The 16,140-nt window shown below is 57.8% G+C and carries 9 protein-coding genes and 6 pseudogenes; 9 read left to right on the top strand and 6 right to left on the bottom strand.

Annotated features, from left to right (window positions below; all coding sequences use genetic code 11):
* Positions 1–3: 3 nt before the first annotated feature.
* Complete coding sequence (traC, locus tag shn_RS34640; RefSeq protein ID WP_064334954.1) at positions 4–300, bottom strand: conjugal transfer protein TraC; 297 nt, start codon at positions 298–300, stop codon at positions 4–6.
* 247 nt (positions 301–547) lie between these two features.
* Between traC and traA the strand changes: the two are divergent.
* The 4 genes and pseudogenes from traA to shn_RS34660 all read left to right on the top strand — a co-directional run bounded on the left by traA (position 548) and on the right by shn_RS34660 (position 6,177).
* Positions 548–3,849 (top strand): annotated as a pseudogene (gene traA, locus shn_RS34645) (Ti-type conjugative transfer relaxase TraA).
* Between the two features lie 17 nt (positions 3,850–3,866).
* Positions 3,867–4,375: pseudogene (gene traF, locus shn_RS34650) on the top strand (conjugative transfer signal peptidase TraF).
* The gene (locus tag shn_RS34655) at positions 4,296–5,543 is read left to right on the top strand and encodes a conjugal transfer protein TraB (RefSeq protein ID WP_084438771.1); all 1,248 of its coding nucleotides are present in this window, start codon (positions 4,296–4,298) and stop codon (positions 5,541–5,543) included. The pseudogene traF and the gene shn_RS34655 overlap by 80 nt, the downstream one beginning before the upstream one ends.
* Positions 5,544–5,556: 13 nt before the next feature.
* A complete protein-coding gene (locus shn_RS34660; RefSeq protein ID WP_064334956.1) occupies positions 5,557–6,177 on the top strand; it encodes a TraH family protein in 621 nt (206 codons plus the stop codon).
* Positions 6,178–6,731: 554 nt separating this feature from the next.
* On the opposite strand, the gene shn_RS34665 is transcribed toward shn_RS34660, so the two are convergent.
* Positions 6,732–7,877 (bottom strand): IS110 family transposase, encoded by a 1,146-nt coding sequence (locus shn_RS34665; RefSeq protein ID WP_064334957.1) that lies wholly within the window; start codon positions 7,875–7,877, stop codon positions 6,732–6,734.
* Positions 7,878–8,098: 221 nt separating this feature from the next.
* Here shn_RS34665 and shn_RS34670 point away from each other — a divergent pair, with 221 nt between their 5' ends.
* Complete coding sequence (locus shn_RS34670) at positions 8,099–8,407, top strand: transcriptional repressor TraM (RefSeq protein ID WP_064334958.1); 309 nt, start codon at positions 8,099–8,101, stop codon at positions 8,405–8,407.
* 3 nt (positions 8,408–8,410) lie between these two features.
* Here the strand turns inward: shn_RS34670 and traR are convergent, their stop codons facing one another.
* On the bottom strand, positions 8,411–9,115 hold the full coding sequence (gene traR / locus shn_RS34675; protein WP_064334959.1) for a transcriptional regulator TraR: 705 nt from the start codon (positions 9,113–9,115) through the stop codon (positions 8,411–8,413).
* A 367-nt stretch (positions 9,116–9,482) separates the two neighbouring features.
* On the opposite strand from traR, the pseudogene shn_RS34680 reads away from it, so the two are divergent.
* Both shn_RS34680 and shn_RS34685 read left to right on the top strand, forming a co-directional pair.
* A pseudogene (locus shn_RS34680) lies at positions 9,483–10,030 on the top strand (sulfite exporter TauE/SafE family protein); the annotation flags it as partial.
* A 107-nt stretch (positions 10,031–10,137) separates the two neighbouring features.
* A pseudogene (locus shn_RS34685) lies at positions 10,138–10,308 on the top strand (redoxin domain-containing protein); the annotation flags it as partial.
* Between the two features lie 785 nt (positions 10,309–11,093).
* Here shn_RS34685 and shn_RS34690 read toward each other — a convergent pair.
* The 3 genes and pseudogenes from shn_RS34690 to shn_RS34700 form a co-directional block, all read right to left on the bottom strand.
* Positions 11,094–11,843: an outer membrane protein gene (locus tag shn_RS34690; protein WP_064334961.1), complete on the bottom strand. Its 750-nt coding sequence runs from the start codon at positions 11,841–11,843 to the stop codon at positions 11,094–11,096.
* 760 nt (positions 11,844–12,603) lie between these two features.
* Positions 12,604–13,027, bottom strand: a pseudogene (locus shn_RS35650) (transposase).
* A gap of 164 nt (positions 13,028–13,191) precedes the next feature.
* Positions 13,192–13,839, bottom strand: a complete 648-nt coding sequence (locus shn_RS34700; RefSeq protein ID WP_084438773.1) for a TetR/AcrR family transcriptional regulator — start codon at positions 13,837–13,839, stop codon at positions 13,192–13,194.
* Between the two features lie 170 nt (positions 13,840–14,009).
* On the opposite strand from shn_RS34700, the gene shn_RS34705 reads away from it, so the two are divergent.
* Both shn_RS34705 and shn_RS37370 read left to right on the top strand, forming a co-directional pair.
* The gene (locus shn_RS34705; RefSeq protein ID WP_064334964.1) at positions 14,010–15,146 is read left to right on the top strand and encodes an alpha/beta hydrolase; all 1,137 of its coding nucleotides are present in this window, start codon (positions 14,010–14,012) and stop codon (positions 15,144–15,146) included.
* A gap of 326 nt (positions 15,147–15,472) precedes the next feature.
* A pseudogene (locus tag shn_RS37370) lies at positions 15,473–15,671 on the top strand (IS3 family transposase); the annotation flags it as partial.
* Between the last annotated feature and the right edge of the window lie 469 nt (positions 15,672–16,140).

The following is a 16,140-nucleotide window of genomic DNA, read 5'->3' on the forward strand; positions in this document are numbered from 1 at the left end:
CGCTCAAGCCTCGCCAGAGCCGCCCGCATCCGCGCCAGACGCGACCGCCGTGGACGTGTCGCCGCCGGTCCTGCCGTCGCCGGCATTCTTCTTTCCGGTCGTCTGTCCCTTGCCTCCGCGAAACCGTCCGGCGATGTCCTCGAACGCCGCCTGAAGTGCGGCTTCCTCGATCTCGATCTCGCCGAGACCGGCCTTCAGCGCGATTCTGCCGATGCGCTCGGCCTCGCGTGTTTCTGCTGCTTTGAGCTGCTCCTGGAGCCTGGCGATTTCTTCCCTGATCTTCGATGACGGTTTCTTCATGCCGGTGGCACTCCCTGGCTGTCTTGGCGTTGCATGCGCGACGCCAAAACTCCTCCGGATGCCCTTGGAAGGAAATGTGCAGATTTGCACGTCGGCAAGGCCTACACTTTGGAGGATGATCCCGGCCGTTCCGAAGGAGCGGTTCCAAGGGCGCAATTATACGTCGCTGACGCGACGCCTTGCGTTGGGCTCTGAATGGCCTGGCCAGCTCCGACGAACGAGGTTCGAACCAGGAGCTTTTGTCGCCGTGGCCATTGCCCACTTCTCCGTCAGCATCGTCAGCCGCGGCGACGGCCGCAGCGCCGTGCTGTCGGCGGCCTACCGGCACTGCGCCAGGATGGAATACGAGCGCGAGGCCCGCACGATCGACTACACCCGCAAACAGGGGCTCCTGCACGAGGAGTTTGTCTTGCCCGTCGACGCCCCGAAATGGGCGCGGATGCTGTTAGCCGATCGCTCGATTCCGGGAGCCTCCGAAGCCTTCTGGAACAAGGTCGAGGCCTTCGAGAAGCGCTCCGATGCGCAACTCGCCAAGGACCTGACCATCGCGCTGCCACTGGAACTGACGCCCGAGCAGAACATCGCGCTCATACGGGATTTCGTGGAGAAACATATCCTCGCCAAGGGCATGGTCGCGGACTGGGTCTATCATGACAACCCCGGTAATCCGCATATCCACCTGATGACGACATTGCGGCCGCTCACCGAGGACGGATTTGGCGCGAAGAAGATGCCGGTTCTCGGCGAAGACGGGCAACCGTTGCGCAACAAGGCGGGAAAGATCGTCTACGAGCTCTGGGCCGGCGGGACGGATGACTTCAGTGCTTTTCGTGACGCCTGGTTCGAGCGTCTCAACCATCACCTGGCGCTGAACGGGATCTCGCTGCGCGTCGACGGCCGCTCCTACGAGAAGCAGGGCATCGATCTTGAGCCGACCATCCATCTCGGCGTCGGGGCAAAGGCCATCGAGCGCAAGGCGGAGAGGCAAGGCGTCCGGGCGGAGCTGGCACGGATCGAGCTGAACGAGAAACGCCGCAGCGAAAATACCCGCCGTATTCTGCGCAATCCCGCGATCGTGCTCGACCTGATCACGCGGGAGAAAAGCGTCTTCGACAGCCGGGATGTCGCGAAGGTTTTGAACCGGTATGTCGACGATCCGGCCGTGTTCCAGCAGCTTCTGGCTCGGATCATACAGAGCCCGGAGGTGCTGCGTCTCCAGCGCGACACAATCGACTTCGCGACCGGCGAAAGAGTGCCGGCCCGTTACACGACGCGCGAGCTGATTCGGCTCGAGGCGGAGATGGCGCGTCGATCGAGCTGGCTCGCGGCAAGCGCGTCGCATGGCGTCTCTGACAAGGTGCTGGAGGCCACCTTCGCCCGTCATTCGCGTCTGTCGGAAGAACAGCGGACTGCCATCGAGCATGTTGCGGGTTCCGCGCGCATCGCGGCCGTGGTCGGCCGCGCAGGTGCTGGCAAGACCACCATGATGAAGGCGGCCCGTGAGGCGTGGGAACTCGCCGGATATCGCGTGGTCGGTGGTGCCCTTGCCGGCAAGGCGGCCGAGGGACTGGAGAAGGAGGCGGGCATCGTCTCCCGCACACTCGCCTCCTGGGAGCTGCGGTGGCAACAGGGGCGTGACACGCTCGATGCCAGGACCGTTTTCGTCATGGACGAGGCCGGCATGGTCGCCTCGAAACAGATGGCGGGATTCGTCGAAGCCGTCGTCAGGGCGGGGCGAAGATCGTGCTCGTCGGCGATCCCGAGCAACTGCAGCCGATCGAGGCGGGTGCTGCCTTCCGCGCCATCGTCGATCGCATCGGTTACGCCGAGCTCGAGACGATCTACCGCCAGCGCGAGGAGTGGATGCGGCATGCCTCGCTCGATCTCGCGCGCGGCAACATCGAACAGGGGTTGCTGGCCTATCGCACTCGCGGTCATGTCGTTGGAGAAAACCTGAAATCGGAAGCCGTCGAGAGCCTCATCTCGGCCTGGAACCACGACTACGATCCCGCCAGGTCGATGCTGATGCTGGCGCATCTGCGCCGCGACGTCCGCATGCTGAACATGATGGCGCGCGCAAAGCTGGTCGAGCGCGGTATCGTCGGAGAGGGACACGTCTTCAGGACCGCCGACGGCACCCGCCAGTTCGACGCCGGCGACCAGATCGTTTTCCTGAAGAACGAGGGTTCGCTCGACGTCAAGAACGGGATGATCGGCCGTGTGATCGAGGCCGCGCCCAACCGCATCGTCGCGGTGGTGGGCGAGGGCGATCAGCGCCGGCAGGTGAGGGTCGAGCAGCGGTTCTACAACAATCTCGACCACGGTTATGCCACCACGATCCACAAGAGCCAGGGCGCCACCGTCGATAGGGTGAAGGTACTGGCTTCCCTTTCTCTGGATCGCCACCTGACCTATGTCGCGATGACGCGCCATCGAGAGGACCTTCAGGTCTATTTCGGTCGCCGCTCCTTCGAGATGAACGGCGGGCTGGCCAAGATCCTATCGCGGCGAAACGCCAAGGAGACGACGCTCGACTACGAGCGCGGTACGCTCTACCGCGAGGCGCTCGCCTTCGCCGAAAACCGAGGGCTGCGCATCTTGCAGGTGGCGCGAACATTGCTGCGCGACCGGCTCGACTGGACGCTGCGCCAGAAAAGCAAGCTCACCGATCTCGCGAGCCGCCTTCGCGCTCTCGGCGAACGGCTCGGCTTGCGGCAATCCCCGCCAACCCAATCAGCTAAGGAGTCGAAACCCATGGTCGCCGGCATAACTCGGTTCGAGAATTCCGTTGCGGACGCGGTCGGGCAAAAGCTCGACGTTGATCCCGCATTGAAGAGGCACTGGGAGGAGGTTTCGATCCGGTTCCGCTATGTGTTCGCCGATCCCGAAACTGCCTTCCGGGCGATGAACTTTGACGCCGTGCTGGCGGATAAGGACATGGCGCGACAGGCGCTTCAGAAGCTTGAGGCCGAGCCGGCGTCGATCGGTCCTCTCAGGGGCAAGACCGGCATTCTCGCCAGCAAGGCGGAGCGCGAGGCGCGCCGTATCGCCGAGATCAATGTGCCGGCGCTCAGGCGTGACCTCGAACGCTATCTGCAGATGCGCGAGAGCGCGGTGCAACGGCATGAAGCCGAAGAGAACACGCTGCGCCAGCGTGTCTCGATCGACATACCGGCGCTGTCTCCGGCCGCGCGCGCCGTGCTGGAGCGCGTACGCGACGCGATCGACAGGAACGATCTGCCGGCCGCACTTGCATATGCGCTGAGCAATCGCGAGACGAAGCTGGAGATTGACGAGTTCAACAAGGCTGTGGCCCAACGGTTTGGCGAACGCACCCTGCTGACCAATGCCGCACGTGAGCCATCGGGCAAACTCTTCGACAAGCTCTCCGAGGGAATGCAGCCACAGGAGAAGGAACGCCTGAAGGAAGCTTGGCCAGTCATGCGCACGGCCCAGCAGCTCGCCGCCCATGAGCGTACGACCGAGACCCTGCGGCAGGTCGAGGAATTGCGTCTCGCGCAACGCCAGAGCCCGGTTGTGAAGCAATGAGGCGACGCGGTGCGATCATGCTGTTGAGCACGTCGCTGGTTGCTATCGCGGGCCTCGTCACGGCTGCGGTCGTCGGTGGCTATCGACTGAACCTGACGCCGAGCGAGCCGCTCGGGCTCTGGCGCATCGAGAAACTCAATCGTCCGCTCGAGGCCGGAGATCTCGTCTTCATCTGCCCGCCCCGACCGCAATATTCGAGGAGGCACGACGGCGAGGGTATCTCCGACGAGGCTTGTGCGCCGGTGGGTTCGCGCCGCTGATCAAGATGATCGCAGCACTTCCCGGACAGCATGTCGAAATCACGGATCACGTCGTGATCGACGGCGGTTCCCTTGCCGCATCTGTCGTCCGGAAGACGGACGGGGAGGACAGGACGATCACGCCATATCCTGGTGGCATCGTGCCATCAGGACATCTCTATCTCTACTCTTCTTTTGCGAGCTCCTATGACTCCCGATACTTCGGGTCGGTCCCCGACAGCGGCCTTCTCGGCCTTGCCCGGCCGGTCATCACCTTCGATCCGTGATCATATTTCGGATCGTTGGCGATCCGCCTTGCTCATCGTCGCATCCGTCGCTTGCAGCTCACTCGGCTGGAGCGGCAATGTGCTCGCCCTTCCGGTTGCGATGCTCTTCCCGGCGCTGTGGGCGATGTCGCCATCGCGCAGGGTCGCGGCGCTCGTGTCAGCCTGCTATTTTCTGGCCGCCTCGCGCGGTTTGCCTCAGGGAGTTGCAAACTTCTATTCATCCGATCTTTGGCCGGGCCTTCTGCTGTGGATGGCGGCCTCGGCCTCCTTCGTCGCCGTGCATGCGGCGGCGTGGACAAGGCGACCGGGAAAGGGAAGGGCGGTGCGTTATCTGGCGGCAGCGGTGCTGACGGGGCTACCGCCCTTCGGCATCACCGGATGGGCGCATCCGCTGACCGCAGCCGGCGTACTGTTTCCCGGATGGGGATGGTGGGGCCTAGCTGCGGCTGCGGCCGGCTTGCTCGTCATGGTGACGAGATTTTGGTCGGCTGCCGCCATTGGCCTCGCAGGCTTCTGGCTCTGGTCCACTGCCACGTGGACAGGGCCGAATCTACCGGAAGGATGGATGGGCGTAGACCTTGAATTGGGACGAAGCCTTGGCCGGGACGGGTCGCTCGAGCATCACCGTGGCCTGATCGCCACAGCGCGCATATCCGCAAGTAAGGGCGCGCAAGTTGTCGTTTTTCCGGAGAGCGCGCTCGGCTTCTGGACGCCGACGGTCGCTCGCCTTTGGCGGGAGGGGTTGAACGGGCTCGACCTCACGGTCGTCGCCGGCGCAGCCGTCATCGATGCGCAAGGCTACGACAACGTCATAGTGGCGGTTGGTTCCGGCGCCGCTGGCATCCTCTACAAGGAGCGCATGCCGGTTCCGGTTTCCATGTGGCAGCCATGGTTGCGATGGACAGGGCAGGGCGGCGGCGCCAAGGCGCACCTGTTCGCGAACCCGGTCGTGGAGGTTGGGACAACGAGGATTGCGCCGCTCATCTGCTACGAGCAACTCATCCTCTGGCCGGTCCTGCAGTCGATGCTGCATTCCCCTGGCGTCATCGTCGCAACGGGTAACGGCTGGTGGACCGAAGGCACCTCGATCGTTGCTATCCAGAAGGCGAGCGTGACCGCCTGGGCTAAGCTCTTCGACCTGCCCGTCGTCATGGCCTTCAACACATAATGGAGATCGCCAGATGGTCGATGCTGCCCTCATCAAGCAATGCGCCGATCCGGGCTTAAAGCCCGCGATTGTCGAACAGTTCATCGAGCGGGCGGGGTCGCAGGAACCACTCGCGATCACGGTTCGATCCGGGAACCGCATTGTTCTGGTGCCGAAGCCCGCCACGTCCGGCGAGGCGATGGAACTGATCCGCCAGCATGTCGGCCGCAACATCGTGCGTGTCGGCGTCACCCAATATCCGGCGGGTCTTGGCATCATGGAGGCCGGAGCGCTGAAACCGGACCTGGTCGATCCTTGTGAAAATCTCCGCATGGGCTCGGCGCTCTTCGCCAAGGTCTACCGGATCGTCATGAAATGGTATGGCGACCCGACGGCGAAGGAAGTGCTGCCACAGGTATTCGATGATGCGATCATCGCCTGGCAGACGGGGTATTTCGAGGGAATGGCCGTATTCCGCGCGCCGGACCCTGGTGAGGTGAAGGCCCCTGAACCTGGTGGGGACGAGTCCACGATCGACGCGTCCGCAGATTCTGCCGGGGAGGAAGTGAGCGATCCTGTCACGAACGGAGCCCGGAGCGACGATCCCAACAAGGCGGGTATTCGTGTAGATCTCTCGGGGATCGGTGCCAAATGACATTGATGCTCGCGAAGGTCACTATGCCACTTACGTGATCATGTGCATGTTTGCACTGGCGAATTCAGCGTCCGCCCTCTATAAGGGCGGGCAGGGCAGTACGCGCTGCCTCGGGGTGTGGAAACCTCTACTCGGTGGTTGGTGTCGGCCGTTTCGACATCAGAATCCTCTGGCCATTTGGCCGGTCTCTAGCCGCGCGGGTGTCAATCTATTCCATCAGTTCTGCTACATCGCTGATTTTGCGGGTATTTCCTTTCGCACGCTGCTTGTCGAAGGACGCACGTGACCATTGCCGGATCTCTCCGCCATGGCAAAAATCAGGTCTGTTGTCCTGCTCGCAAGATCATCAGTCTCTCCGTAGTCACGCTGCTTTCTTCCGATTGCGGCGGCTACATTATGATGTTCAATGAGAACAAACAGGTGGGACCAATAGGGGCCACGGCTTCAGCGTTGTCCGGAAAGATCCCGGCCAACCAGCCACCCGACCAAACGTCGCTCACCCGTCTGCCGTCTTGCTGCAAGACCCCCGGCTTCAGAACTCACCGGGGTTTCGGTCAAACAGGCGCCGAAGCAACCCGTCCGGATTTCGAGGCGACGACGATAAGCTCCTGCTTCAGCTTGATACGCTCCTGAGCGCTCAAATTCTTTGGTCGGAAACGATCGTTGTTCACCCATATCTTGTGCATGATCATCGCCAGCTTTCGAGCTACTGCGATGCGAGCTTTCGAGAAGCCGATGCGCTTTGCCAACCGCACGCCCCAGGCCTTCAGACTGTTCCATTCCAGGGTGCCGGAAAGCAGGACGGTTGCGGCGATCACCAGAACACGACGGGTTGCCGGATCGCCGCGACGGGAGATCGCACCCATGAAGTTTGTTTCGCCTGATTGGAATTGACGTGGCGTCAACCCAAAGTACGCAGCCACGTCCGAGGATTTCTGGAAGCGCTGGGGATTATCAACTGCCGCATAGAAGGAAAGAGCTGTGACCGGCCCAATTCCAGGAATGTCCATGAACCGTTTGACCATCTCGATGCTATGGGCAATCGCGTGGATTTTCTCGGTCAACGGAGCGATGGCTTCGACGGCTTCCATGTAGAGGTTGAGTGATGGCAGCACATATGATCTCACATGGACGCCGTTCTTCTCGGCCTCGGCTAGGCCTTCGAGGGTCCGCTTGTAGAAAGTGTCGGCCGTAACGTTCCCACGCTCGATGAGCACGCCGAACGGCTTGAGAACACCGGCAATATGGTTTTCCAGACCGACTTTCTGGCTGACCAGGTGGTCGCGCATCGCCAGCAAAACTCGTGTCTCTTGCGAAGCCTGGGAGCGGATGCTGACAACCTTCAGGAAATCCTCCCCTCCCATACGAACGAGCTGCGCCAGACCGCGGGCATCGTTTTTGTCGGTCTTGTTGCGATAAGTGGCCAGGAACCGGTGAGCCTGAAATGTTTCCATGCAGATGACATCAAAGCCGAATTTCACGAGGCCACTGTAGAGCCAACTGCTCATATTGCCGGCCTCGAGGCCAATCTTCAGCGTCTTATCCTCCGCGACGCGGTTGACCAACCAGCCTCGGATATCCTCCGGCCGGGAATTACATTTGCCCTCGCAGAACTTCTTGCCATCGGCATCGATGACGCAGACTGATGTCGTCCTCTGCGACACATCGAGCCCAACGAAATAATCGTATGATCTATTCATGTTCTCTCTTCCGTTTGATGAGCCTACGTGAGAGATGATAAAGCCTTCTCGGCCGGGTGAGGCGGTTAGCGCGGCTACACCATAGGGGCCTGTGACGTATGTCCAGGTGCCTCGGTACTAAAGGTCGCAGGACTGTCCGAGTACAGTTTCCAACCCCCGGCTTGGGATCAGGGATTAACGTTTGCGGGGGCGCACCGCGGACAAGCCGGAGATTGGATCGAATGACACCGGACGCGCCGACATCGGAAGACAAACTGGAAATGCGTCCCGTGTACGGGCTGACGCAGGGTCTGCCCAAGTCTGACCTGGAGAGCTTGACGGTCGATGCTATCAGGACCCATCGGCGTCTGGTCGATACTGCAGATCGGCTGTTCCAGGCACTGCCCGACACCTACAAATCCGGTAAGGAGGCGGGCGGCGCGCAGCACCTCACTTACATCCAGTCCTGCATGGAGATGCATGCGCAGATGTATGTGGTGAACACGCTGGTCACCATTCTTGGTCATATTCCGAAAGTGTCGGTGAACTGAGGCTCAGATCAGTTTTCGGCGGATAGCGACGGCGGTCAGGTGGGTCAGGGTGTGCACGTCGAAACGTTTCTTTGTTTCGGCGATCTTGACGCGCACGCTGTTGTACTTGACGCCCTCGAGGTCCGCCGCTTCCTCCATCGTTTTGCCGACAGCGATCCAGCTGAGATAGGCGGCCCCTTTGGGATCGAGACCAATCGGCTCTTCGACACTTGGGGTCGGATCAGCGAGATTGATGCGGGCATGAAGTTGCGCGACCGCGGATGCAGCTTCGACAGGGTCCATCTCGCGGTCCATGTCGATTGCCGGCTTCTCCGAGGCAAGCGTGAACATCGCCATGGAACCGTGTGCGGCCTTGATGGGCACCGTGATGACGGAGCGAATTCCGAAATCGGCTGCATGCGCAAAGAACAAGCGTTCCGCTTTGGTTAGCCGTGGACTCTCCTGTTTACCGCTCCAGGTGAAGGCTCGTTTCAGGGACTTGGCGCGTCGAATGACTGGGTCGACCGCAAGATAGCCTCGCGCGAAGTAGTCGGATTGAAACTCACGACGATAGTTCGAGATTGCGAGTGAGCGTCCTGGCTTGATGTTCAGATAGGCATAGCCTATAAAACCGATCTGTTCGGTAAAGTTTGCTAGCGCGTCCTTCAATATGCTTTCATCGCCAGGAATGGCGGCGAGGTCGGTCAGCTTGTCCAGCCAGTGTCGCATTTAAAATTCCTTGTGGATCATCAGTTAGAACAGATCATGTGATCCCTTTATATGTAGGCATTCTTTAATGCAACCTTTGATTGCATAAGCGTAATTATGGAACAACACCTTGTAATCCTGCTCGGCAGCCTCACGATAAACACATATGCCCAAGCCTTCCTCCTGCTTTGCTCATGTTGGGTGAAAACGCGACGGAGATAAATTCGACCTAAATCATCAAAGCCTCCGGCGATTGGCGATGCAGTCCATTCAAAATCCTTATTTCCTGGCTCTTTGCGTCGCTTGAAGCCAAATGTCTCGCAGCGCTGCTGCACTCAAGCTTGGGCTTGTGGTTCGACCTTAAGGTTCCCTTAAGCCACACGCGGATTATGACGATGCGGGCATTTTCGGTGCTCTGATCGGATCGAGCTTCGGCAAGATGATAGACGGGCAAAACTGCTCGTTCTGTTCGCCGTGCTGATGCTTGTGGTCGGCGTGCTGATGTTCCGCAAGCGCGGCGCTGTCGGAAACCCGGGCGCCCAGTGTTCGCGCGAAAACATTCACAAGGTCGCGGGCTTTGGTGGCCTCACGGGCATCTTCTCCGGCTTCTTTGGCATTGGTGGGGGCTTCCTGATCGTGCCGGGATTGATCGCCTCCACCGGCATGCCGATCCTCTATGCAATCGGATCGTCGCTTGTGGCCGTGACGGCCTTTGGACTGACGACGGCGCTCAACTATGCGCTGTCGGGCTATGTCGATTTGCTGCTTGCCGCAATTTTTATCGGCGGCGGTGTCATTGGCGGCCTGGTCGGCGCCTATTCCGCCAAACGGTTGTCGGCCCGCAAGGGTATGCTCAACACCCTCTTCGCGACGCTCATTTTTGTGGTTGCTGCTTACATGCTGTACCGCAGCGCAGGCCAATTTTTACCTGCGTGAACCAGATACGCTGCATTTCCATTCAGGCGCAGCTGGTCTGGTTCGCATACAGCGGCGCGCCTTTCTAAACGGCCCAGTCGGGCGCAATCCTTACAGGAGATAATCTCATGAGTATTCATATTGGCGACGTAGGACCGAATTTTACGGCTGACACCACGACCGGAACGCTCGATTTTCACGAATGGGTTGGTGGTGACTGGGTATTCTTCTTCAGCCATCCCGGCGACTTCACGCCGGTCTGCACGACTGAGATAGGTCGCACCGCGCAGCTCGCCGAGAGTCCGACTCTAAGGCTCTACTGCTTGTTCCGCGCTTTTAGGCCGCTTAGCTTCAAATACATTGAGATATCATTGGGATCGTCCTAAAAGGTCATGCATTTGTTCGAACCGTCGCTTTTCTTCACCTTCGTTGCTTTCTGGCGAGTAGCAGGTGCGGGAAACGCAAAAACGCGAGAGCTCGTATGGTGGTTGCGCCGATTTGAATTCGCATTCGAAAACATCTGACATCTCGTCTTTTGGCGTGTCAGGCCTTCGAGAATAAGACATCCGAACACCTGGCGGGATTAGCGCCGGAAAAGATTGGGCCACCCCGACGTTCAGCTTCTCGGTCAAAAAGAAATTTTTGGCAACAGTCTTGCACGCATCTTCGATTGGTTGAGATTGAGCAAAAGCAGGCGTTGCAAGAAATAGAAACAAAAAAGAACAGTTTCTCAACTTTACCTCCTATGATATTGCATCACAAAAACTCGCCGTTTCATTTCGGGGTCGTACGTTTTCACGTCGGCAGATTTTCATAAAGTGAACAGCTTAGATGCCCCCGGCTTGGGACTTCGTGTCATTTTTCTCAAGCTTGGCAACGGCTGGCTTTCAACGATGATCTTAGCGTTATGGAGCCTTTGGAAGTTGACTTGGGTGGCGCCCGAACACCTGAGAACTCACGCTCTTCAAGCATCAAGCACAGACGGTTTCAACGGAACGCGATATTTTGCATGGCCGATAAATGGCCTAACGCCGCAAATTAGGGCGATAGGATAAGCAGATTCTTTTCGCAAATCTAATCGAAACTAAAACTGTTTACGCAAGCCGATCGTGACCGCTTTGCTCCGGAAATCTGTGGAGGACCGAGTACCATCACGCGCTGTTAATTCGAAGTCGTCCGCTCCGGTGAAACGGTAGCCGATATCGAGTGTCGTATTTTCAAGTAGCGAAGTATTCGAAAACATCCCGATCTCCTGCAACTTGATCCCGACGCCAGCGTCGAGATGGTAAGCGAAATTCGTGTCGTTGTCGTCCATCAGAGTAGCGACCCCCGCTACGCCTTGCTTGCGGAGTTCAAGGTTCATAAAGCCCGCACCACCTCCAACGTACGGGGTAACAGCGCTCATAAGTCCGCTGCTCGCCAACGGAACGTCGATATATCCGTTTACGTATCCCTGCAGTGTGCGGATGTCTCCAAACGAATCGATGCCACCGACCGCGCCGACACCGGAAACAGTGTGTGTGTCGACCGACGAAGTACCATAGCCCAACTCAAGTTCAAGGCGCGGCGAAACATAGCCTATCGCACCAAAATCATAGCCAACGCGAAAAGCGCTGTAGAAGCCCGCGTCATAATCGGTTGAAATTGACGTTCCACCGGAACCAAAACTTGTGTCATCCAAGAAATTGACCGAGCTCAATGAGCCAAAATAGAAGCCCGAAGTTTCCGCTGCCACCAATGGCTGCTCGCTTGGCAGAAGGTCCGCTGACATCACCGGAGTTGCGAGCGCGCCCGAGATGGTGCCCAGAAGTACCAATTTCTGAAATATATACATGGGAATTTTCCTTCCATATGAGGGCGACACTTAAGGTGCGGCGCTATCCGAGCGATCTTTGAGGGCGTTGGATTCAATTCTATCTTCTCTTACGATAAGACCGATATATCCTCCTGGCGAGCTTCGTAAAGGTACCAAAAAGTATATTTTATGCACCGATGCCAATCCGCCACACTCCGAGTTGCCAAAAATTAGACTTAGACGCGGCATCCTCCAGATCACCTCCTCTTCCCCGATCTTGCTAGGAGGCGATACGCATCGTGCGTTGATAGGTTTCGTTTGTTATCGACGGCCACAGTTGTGGAGAGCTGAACCTGCATTAGCGCTCCTCATATACCAGCAGGCAACCGGAGCATTTGTTCCAAAATTCCCCGGTGGTCGTCAGCGCGGTTCACGACCTTCGCAACAGCACCATTCTTCACCTCGATCTGAGATTCATTGAGCCTTACCAGGAGGGGCATCAACATGCGCAGTAGAGCAAACAGGAAAGCCGTGCCGGCGTGATCGCCACCGCACCGCCCTCCACATTTGGCCAGATAAACCGACCGCGCTCCTATTTTCGTGAACAGGCAGGCGCCTTGGCCATCATGCCAGATCATTTTATCAGATCAGCGCGGCGGCCCCGGACGCAACAGATGAACTCCCAGCGGGATGCTTCAAAATTCCCTGCACCCGAAGTGCCAAGGAAGGAAAGCCGCACCGCATGTCAGTATTCCGGTCGACGGGCAAACTTTGACATCCCTTCCCATCGGAAACGGGTTCATCGCAGCGTTTCCAGACCACGCATGATCCGAAGCAATGAGTCCACATCGACATCCTGGCCGACGATCACACACCGGCCGTTCACACCACCACCTCCATGCGACCCCCGTCGGTGATGGGCGGTGGCACGGCCACAGCCGCCGCGGGCGGCGTGGTCGCAACAACCGGCTCGGCAACGATGATCGCCGGAACAAACTCGTTCGTCGAGCGGTGGACAAGCCGTCCTTACCGCGCGCCCTGCGCCAGGCATTCAACTGCCAGCGCGTGATCCCGTGACGCTGCGCGGTCGCGGTGACCTGCCGAGGAGCGGAGAGGCTCTCTGCGACAATCGCAAGCTTCGCTTCGTCACTGAACTGGCGGCGGCGACCGCTGTCTACAACCTCCAGGCGGCTGACCCGTTCACGGTCTCTGAGAATATTCAAGGCTGCGACACTGTCTATATTGACGTCGATATAGCCAGTACTCTTCCATAATGCACATCCGAACAAGGCGGCCCTGCTCGGATGCGCAGTCTCCGTCAGCCTAAGTTATCAGTTCAAGCGGGCAAAGCATTCCACTTACTTCATATCCGGTGGCCAATGCGAGATTATTTGACGTTTTCGTGCGCACGATAAAAACCACTGCAACCGTGTAAAAACAGACGGACGAGTTGCTCGGGCGGCTCAGTTGGCGCAGGTTTGCCCACGATATTATGGTGGATTGCCCTCAGTGCCACTAGTCCGAGGAACTGGTCCGAAAGGAATGTTAGTTCCTCTATTACCGCGCCGGTAAAATGCGCCTCCAGGAGGGTTCTTACAACCTTTTTACCGGGTTGCCACGCAGCTTCCTCCATGACGGAACGGAGCTCGGGAAACCTGCGCCCGTCCTGGACGATGAGGCGATGGAGCTGGTACATCTCTTCGCTGGATGCATAGGACCGAATAATCGCTGTGATGAGACATAGTTGCTGCTCCAATGAAGCCGCCGGATCGATGGAAATGCGGATTTGTTCAAGACGCTCTTCGACGAAAGACTGCACAAACGAGGAGAACAGGGCAAGTTTCGAGGGGAAGCTGAGATAAAGCGTGCGTTTGGAGCAGCCGGCCTTCTGTGCCACCTCCGACATATTAGCCTGCTCATAACCCGCACGGAGAAAGACCTCAGACGCTGCCGCAAGAATTCTCGGCGCAATCGTCCCAACTTCCGATTTCGGCGGGCGTCCTCGTCTGGATTTCTTGCTCTCCGCTATAACCACTCAGGTTCATACCTATCGACTGAATTTTAATACAGGCTCGTGCTGATCGACGTATTCGAAAAAAAAGAAACCCGCCAGTTTACTTTTCCAGAGCCCCTATTTAAATGTCTGAATTAGAGTCTCTAGGCTAGGCCGTCTATCACCAGTGCAGTGCATAACATGAGTTCCCAATGAGCGTGGTGACATTGATCAAAAACAAGCCAACGTTCAAGTCTGCACTTTCGATAGCGGCATCGCTTGTTATGCTGCTGACGCTTGCGGCTTGCGGTACCCGTCCCAGCTCTGCTGTTTTGCAGACGGTTGCAGTCGCTGGGCCTGCTGGGCGAACTGTAACGGTCTACGTCACAACAACCCGCTCACCCGAGCCTGAAGGGCTTGGTTACAGCGGCGGGAAAGCGCGTAAAACGCGGTATTTGGAATACAAAATATCGATTCCGCAAAACCACAAGCCTGGCAGGATCGAATATCCCGACATAGAACCAGATCCGCAAAACAGCTTCGTCGTTGTTGGGATGCGGGAGATTGAGCGTCAGCCATTTCTCGCCGGGATTGCCGCAAACAGGCACAAAGATGTTGGAGTCTTTGTGCACGGCTTCAATTACTCCTTCCAGGAATCGCTTTTTCGCCTGGCTCAAATGTCAGCCGATGCTCAATTTGATGGAGTTCCTATACTATTTTCTTGGCCATCAAGTGCGACCGTTACCGGCTATATAGCCGACAAGGAGGCTGCAGCATATTCGCGGGATGCTCTTACATTGTTGCTCTCTGACTTGGCAAGCAAACGTTTTCCAAACACGACTGTGTTTGGCCACAGCATGGGCGGCTGGCTAACAGTAGAGTCGCTTCGGCAGCTTAAACTATCGGACCAGAAAGATGTTCTAGACCGTCTCACGGTTATTTTAGCTGCGCCAGACATTGATATAGATGTCTTTCGAAAAAATATCGAAACGATCGGGACTCTGCGGACGCCGATGACTATTCTCGTCTCGAGCGATGACCGAGCGTTGCAAATTTCCAGGCTGCTGTCGGGTGACGACCGCGTTGGCTCGCTCGACGTAAGGGATCCGGCAGTCGCTGCGGCTGCCCGCGAATTCAAAATTGCAATAGTCGATATTTCCGAACTACCGTCCAGCGACGGGATAAATCATAGCCGTTTCGTGAATCTGGCGTCGAATTATGGTCAGTTGGCCGCCAACGGACAACCTTCCGGCTTGAGGCGCGCTGGCGCCTTCGTCTTCGACGCCGTCGGCACCACTGTGTCGACCCCGTTTGCTCTTGTCTCCAACGCAATATCAGGGAATCGCTGATTCGGAATGGATTCCTCGGATGAAACCATGATGCCTCTGGAAGTGGGTTTCATCTGCGCGGCCGGTCAGTTCGAAGGCGATAATGTCTCCCGAACGATCCAAATTGCCGTGGATTTGGGTTGTGAAACCGCCGCGTGTCGTCCCACCGCCTGGCCTTTTTGCGCCCTTTTGCTCCGGCCGCCGAGACTCGCGCGAACAATGGTCGAATCGAACATCTGAATCAGGTGCGCCCATGGGCGCCAAGGTTTCAAAAAAGGCCTCGACACGCCGGCCTTGCTCAGCGGATCGAAGCGCTCCCCGACCGAGTTCCATTTGCTCTGATCGACGGGATGCTGGTGGATTGGGCATATCGATCCGATGGGCCTGCAAGGTCCTGAGGTTCGACACCTCGACATACCACTACAAGTCCCGCCGCACCGGACAGGCCCCACTCGAAAGACGCATAAAGGAATATGTGAGACACGCGTGCGGTATGGCTACCGCCGTGCGCATGGTCACTTGCGCCGCGATGGATGGAAGATCAACGATCAACATGAAGATGCGGCGGTTTCGGCTTTTCATCGACCGCTGCTGCTTATACGTGGCTGACAGCCCCAAAAAACTGCAAATTTTGCTGCAAATAAATTCGTCTGAATGCCGAAGTGCTGACGTCGCTTTTGTGCACTTCAAGCGGTCGATCCATACTGCGATGCAGACACTTTCTGGAGAGAGTTCCGGCCTGTATCAGTGCTTCTTAAGGGCAGATACTGATTACATTTTACCTAGAGACATTTATCAGCGGACGCGAAGCCCATTGTGACAATCTGGAATAATCGATGCGCTGACCCTGGCGGAGCACTCTCGACGAGTACCAGATATGCAATCTAGTAGACCCTATCAACGGCCAGTGAAGACTGCAGCAGCATGCTTCCTGATTTCGTTTAATCTTCTGCAGGCAGACACAACCTCGCCTTGAAACTTAATGCTAGTCATGCTAGCCGTTGGAAGTTCAATT

It is taken from the genome of Shinella sp. HZN7 (assembly GCF_001652565.1).
Classification (GTDB): domain Bacteria; phylum Pseudomonadota; class Alphaproteobacteria; order Rhizobiales; family Rhizobiaceae; genus Shinella; species Shinella granuli.

Coding starts and splice junctions, on each gene's coding strand:
- shn_RS34665 (WP_064334957.1), bottom strand. CDS start 7,877: ATGAATAGATCATACGATTATTTCGTTGGGCTCGATGTGTCGCAGAGG.
- shn_RS34660 (WP_064334956.1), top strand. CDS start 5,557: ATGGTCGATGCTGCCCTCATCAAGCAATGCGCCGATCCGGGCTTAAAG.
- shn_RS34655 (WP_084438771.1), top strand. CDS start 4,296: ATGACTCCCGATACTTCGGGTCGGTCCCCGACAGCGGCCTTCTCGGCC.
- traR (WP_064334959.1), bottom strand. CDS start 9,115: ATGCGACACTGGCTGGACAAGCTGACCGACCTCGCCGCCATTCCTGGC.
- shn_RS34690 (WP_064334961.1), bottom strand. CDS start 11,843: ATGTATATATTTCAGAAATTGGTACTTCTGGGCACCATCTCGGGCGCG.
- traC (WP_064334954.1), bottom strand. CDS start 300: ATGAAGAAACCGTCATCGAAGATCAGGGAAGAAATCGCCAGGCTCCAG.
- shn_RS34705 (WP_064334964.1), top strand. CDS start 14,010: ATGAGCGTGGTGACATTGATCAAAAACAAGCCAACGTTCAAGTCTGCA.
- shn_RS34670 (WP_064334958.1), top strand. CDS start 8,099: ATGACACCGGACGCGCCGACATCGGAAGACAAACTGGAAATGCGTCCC.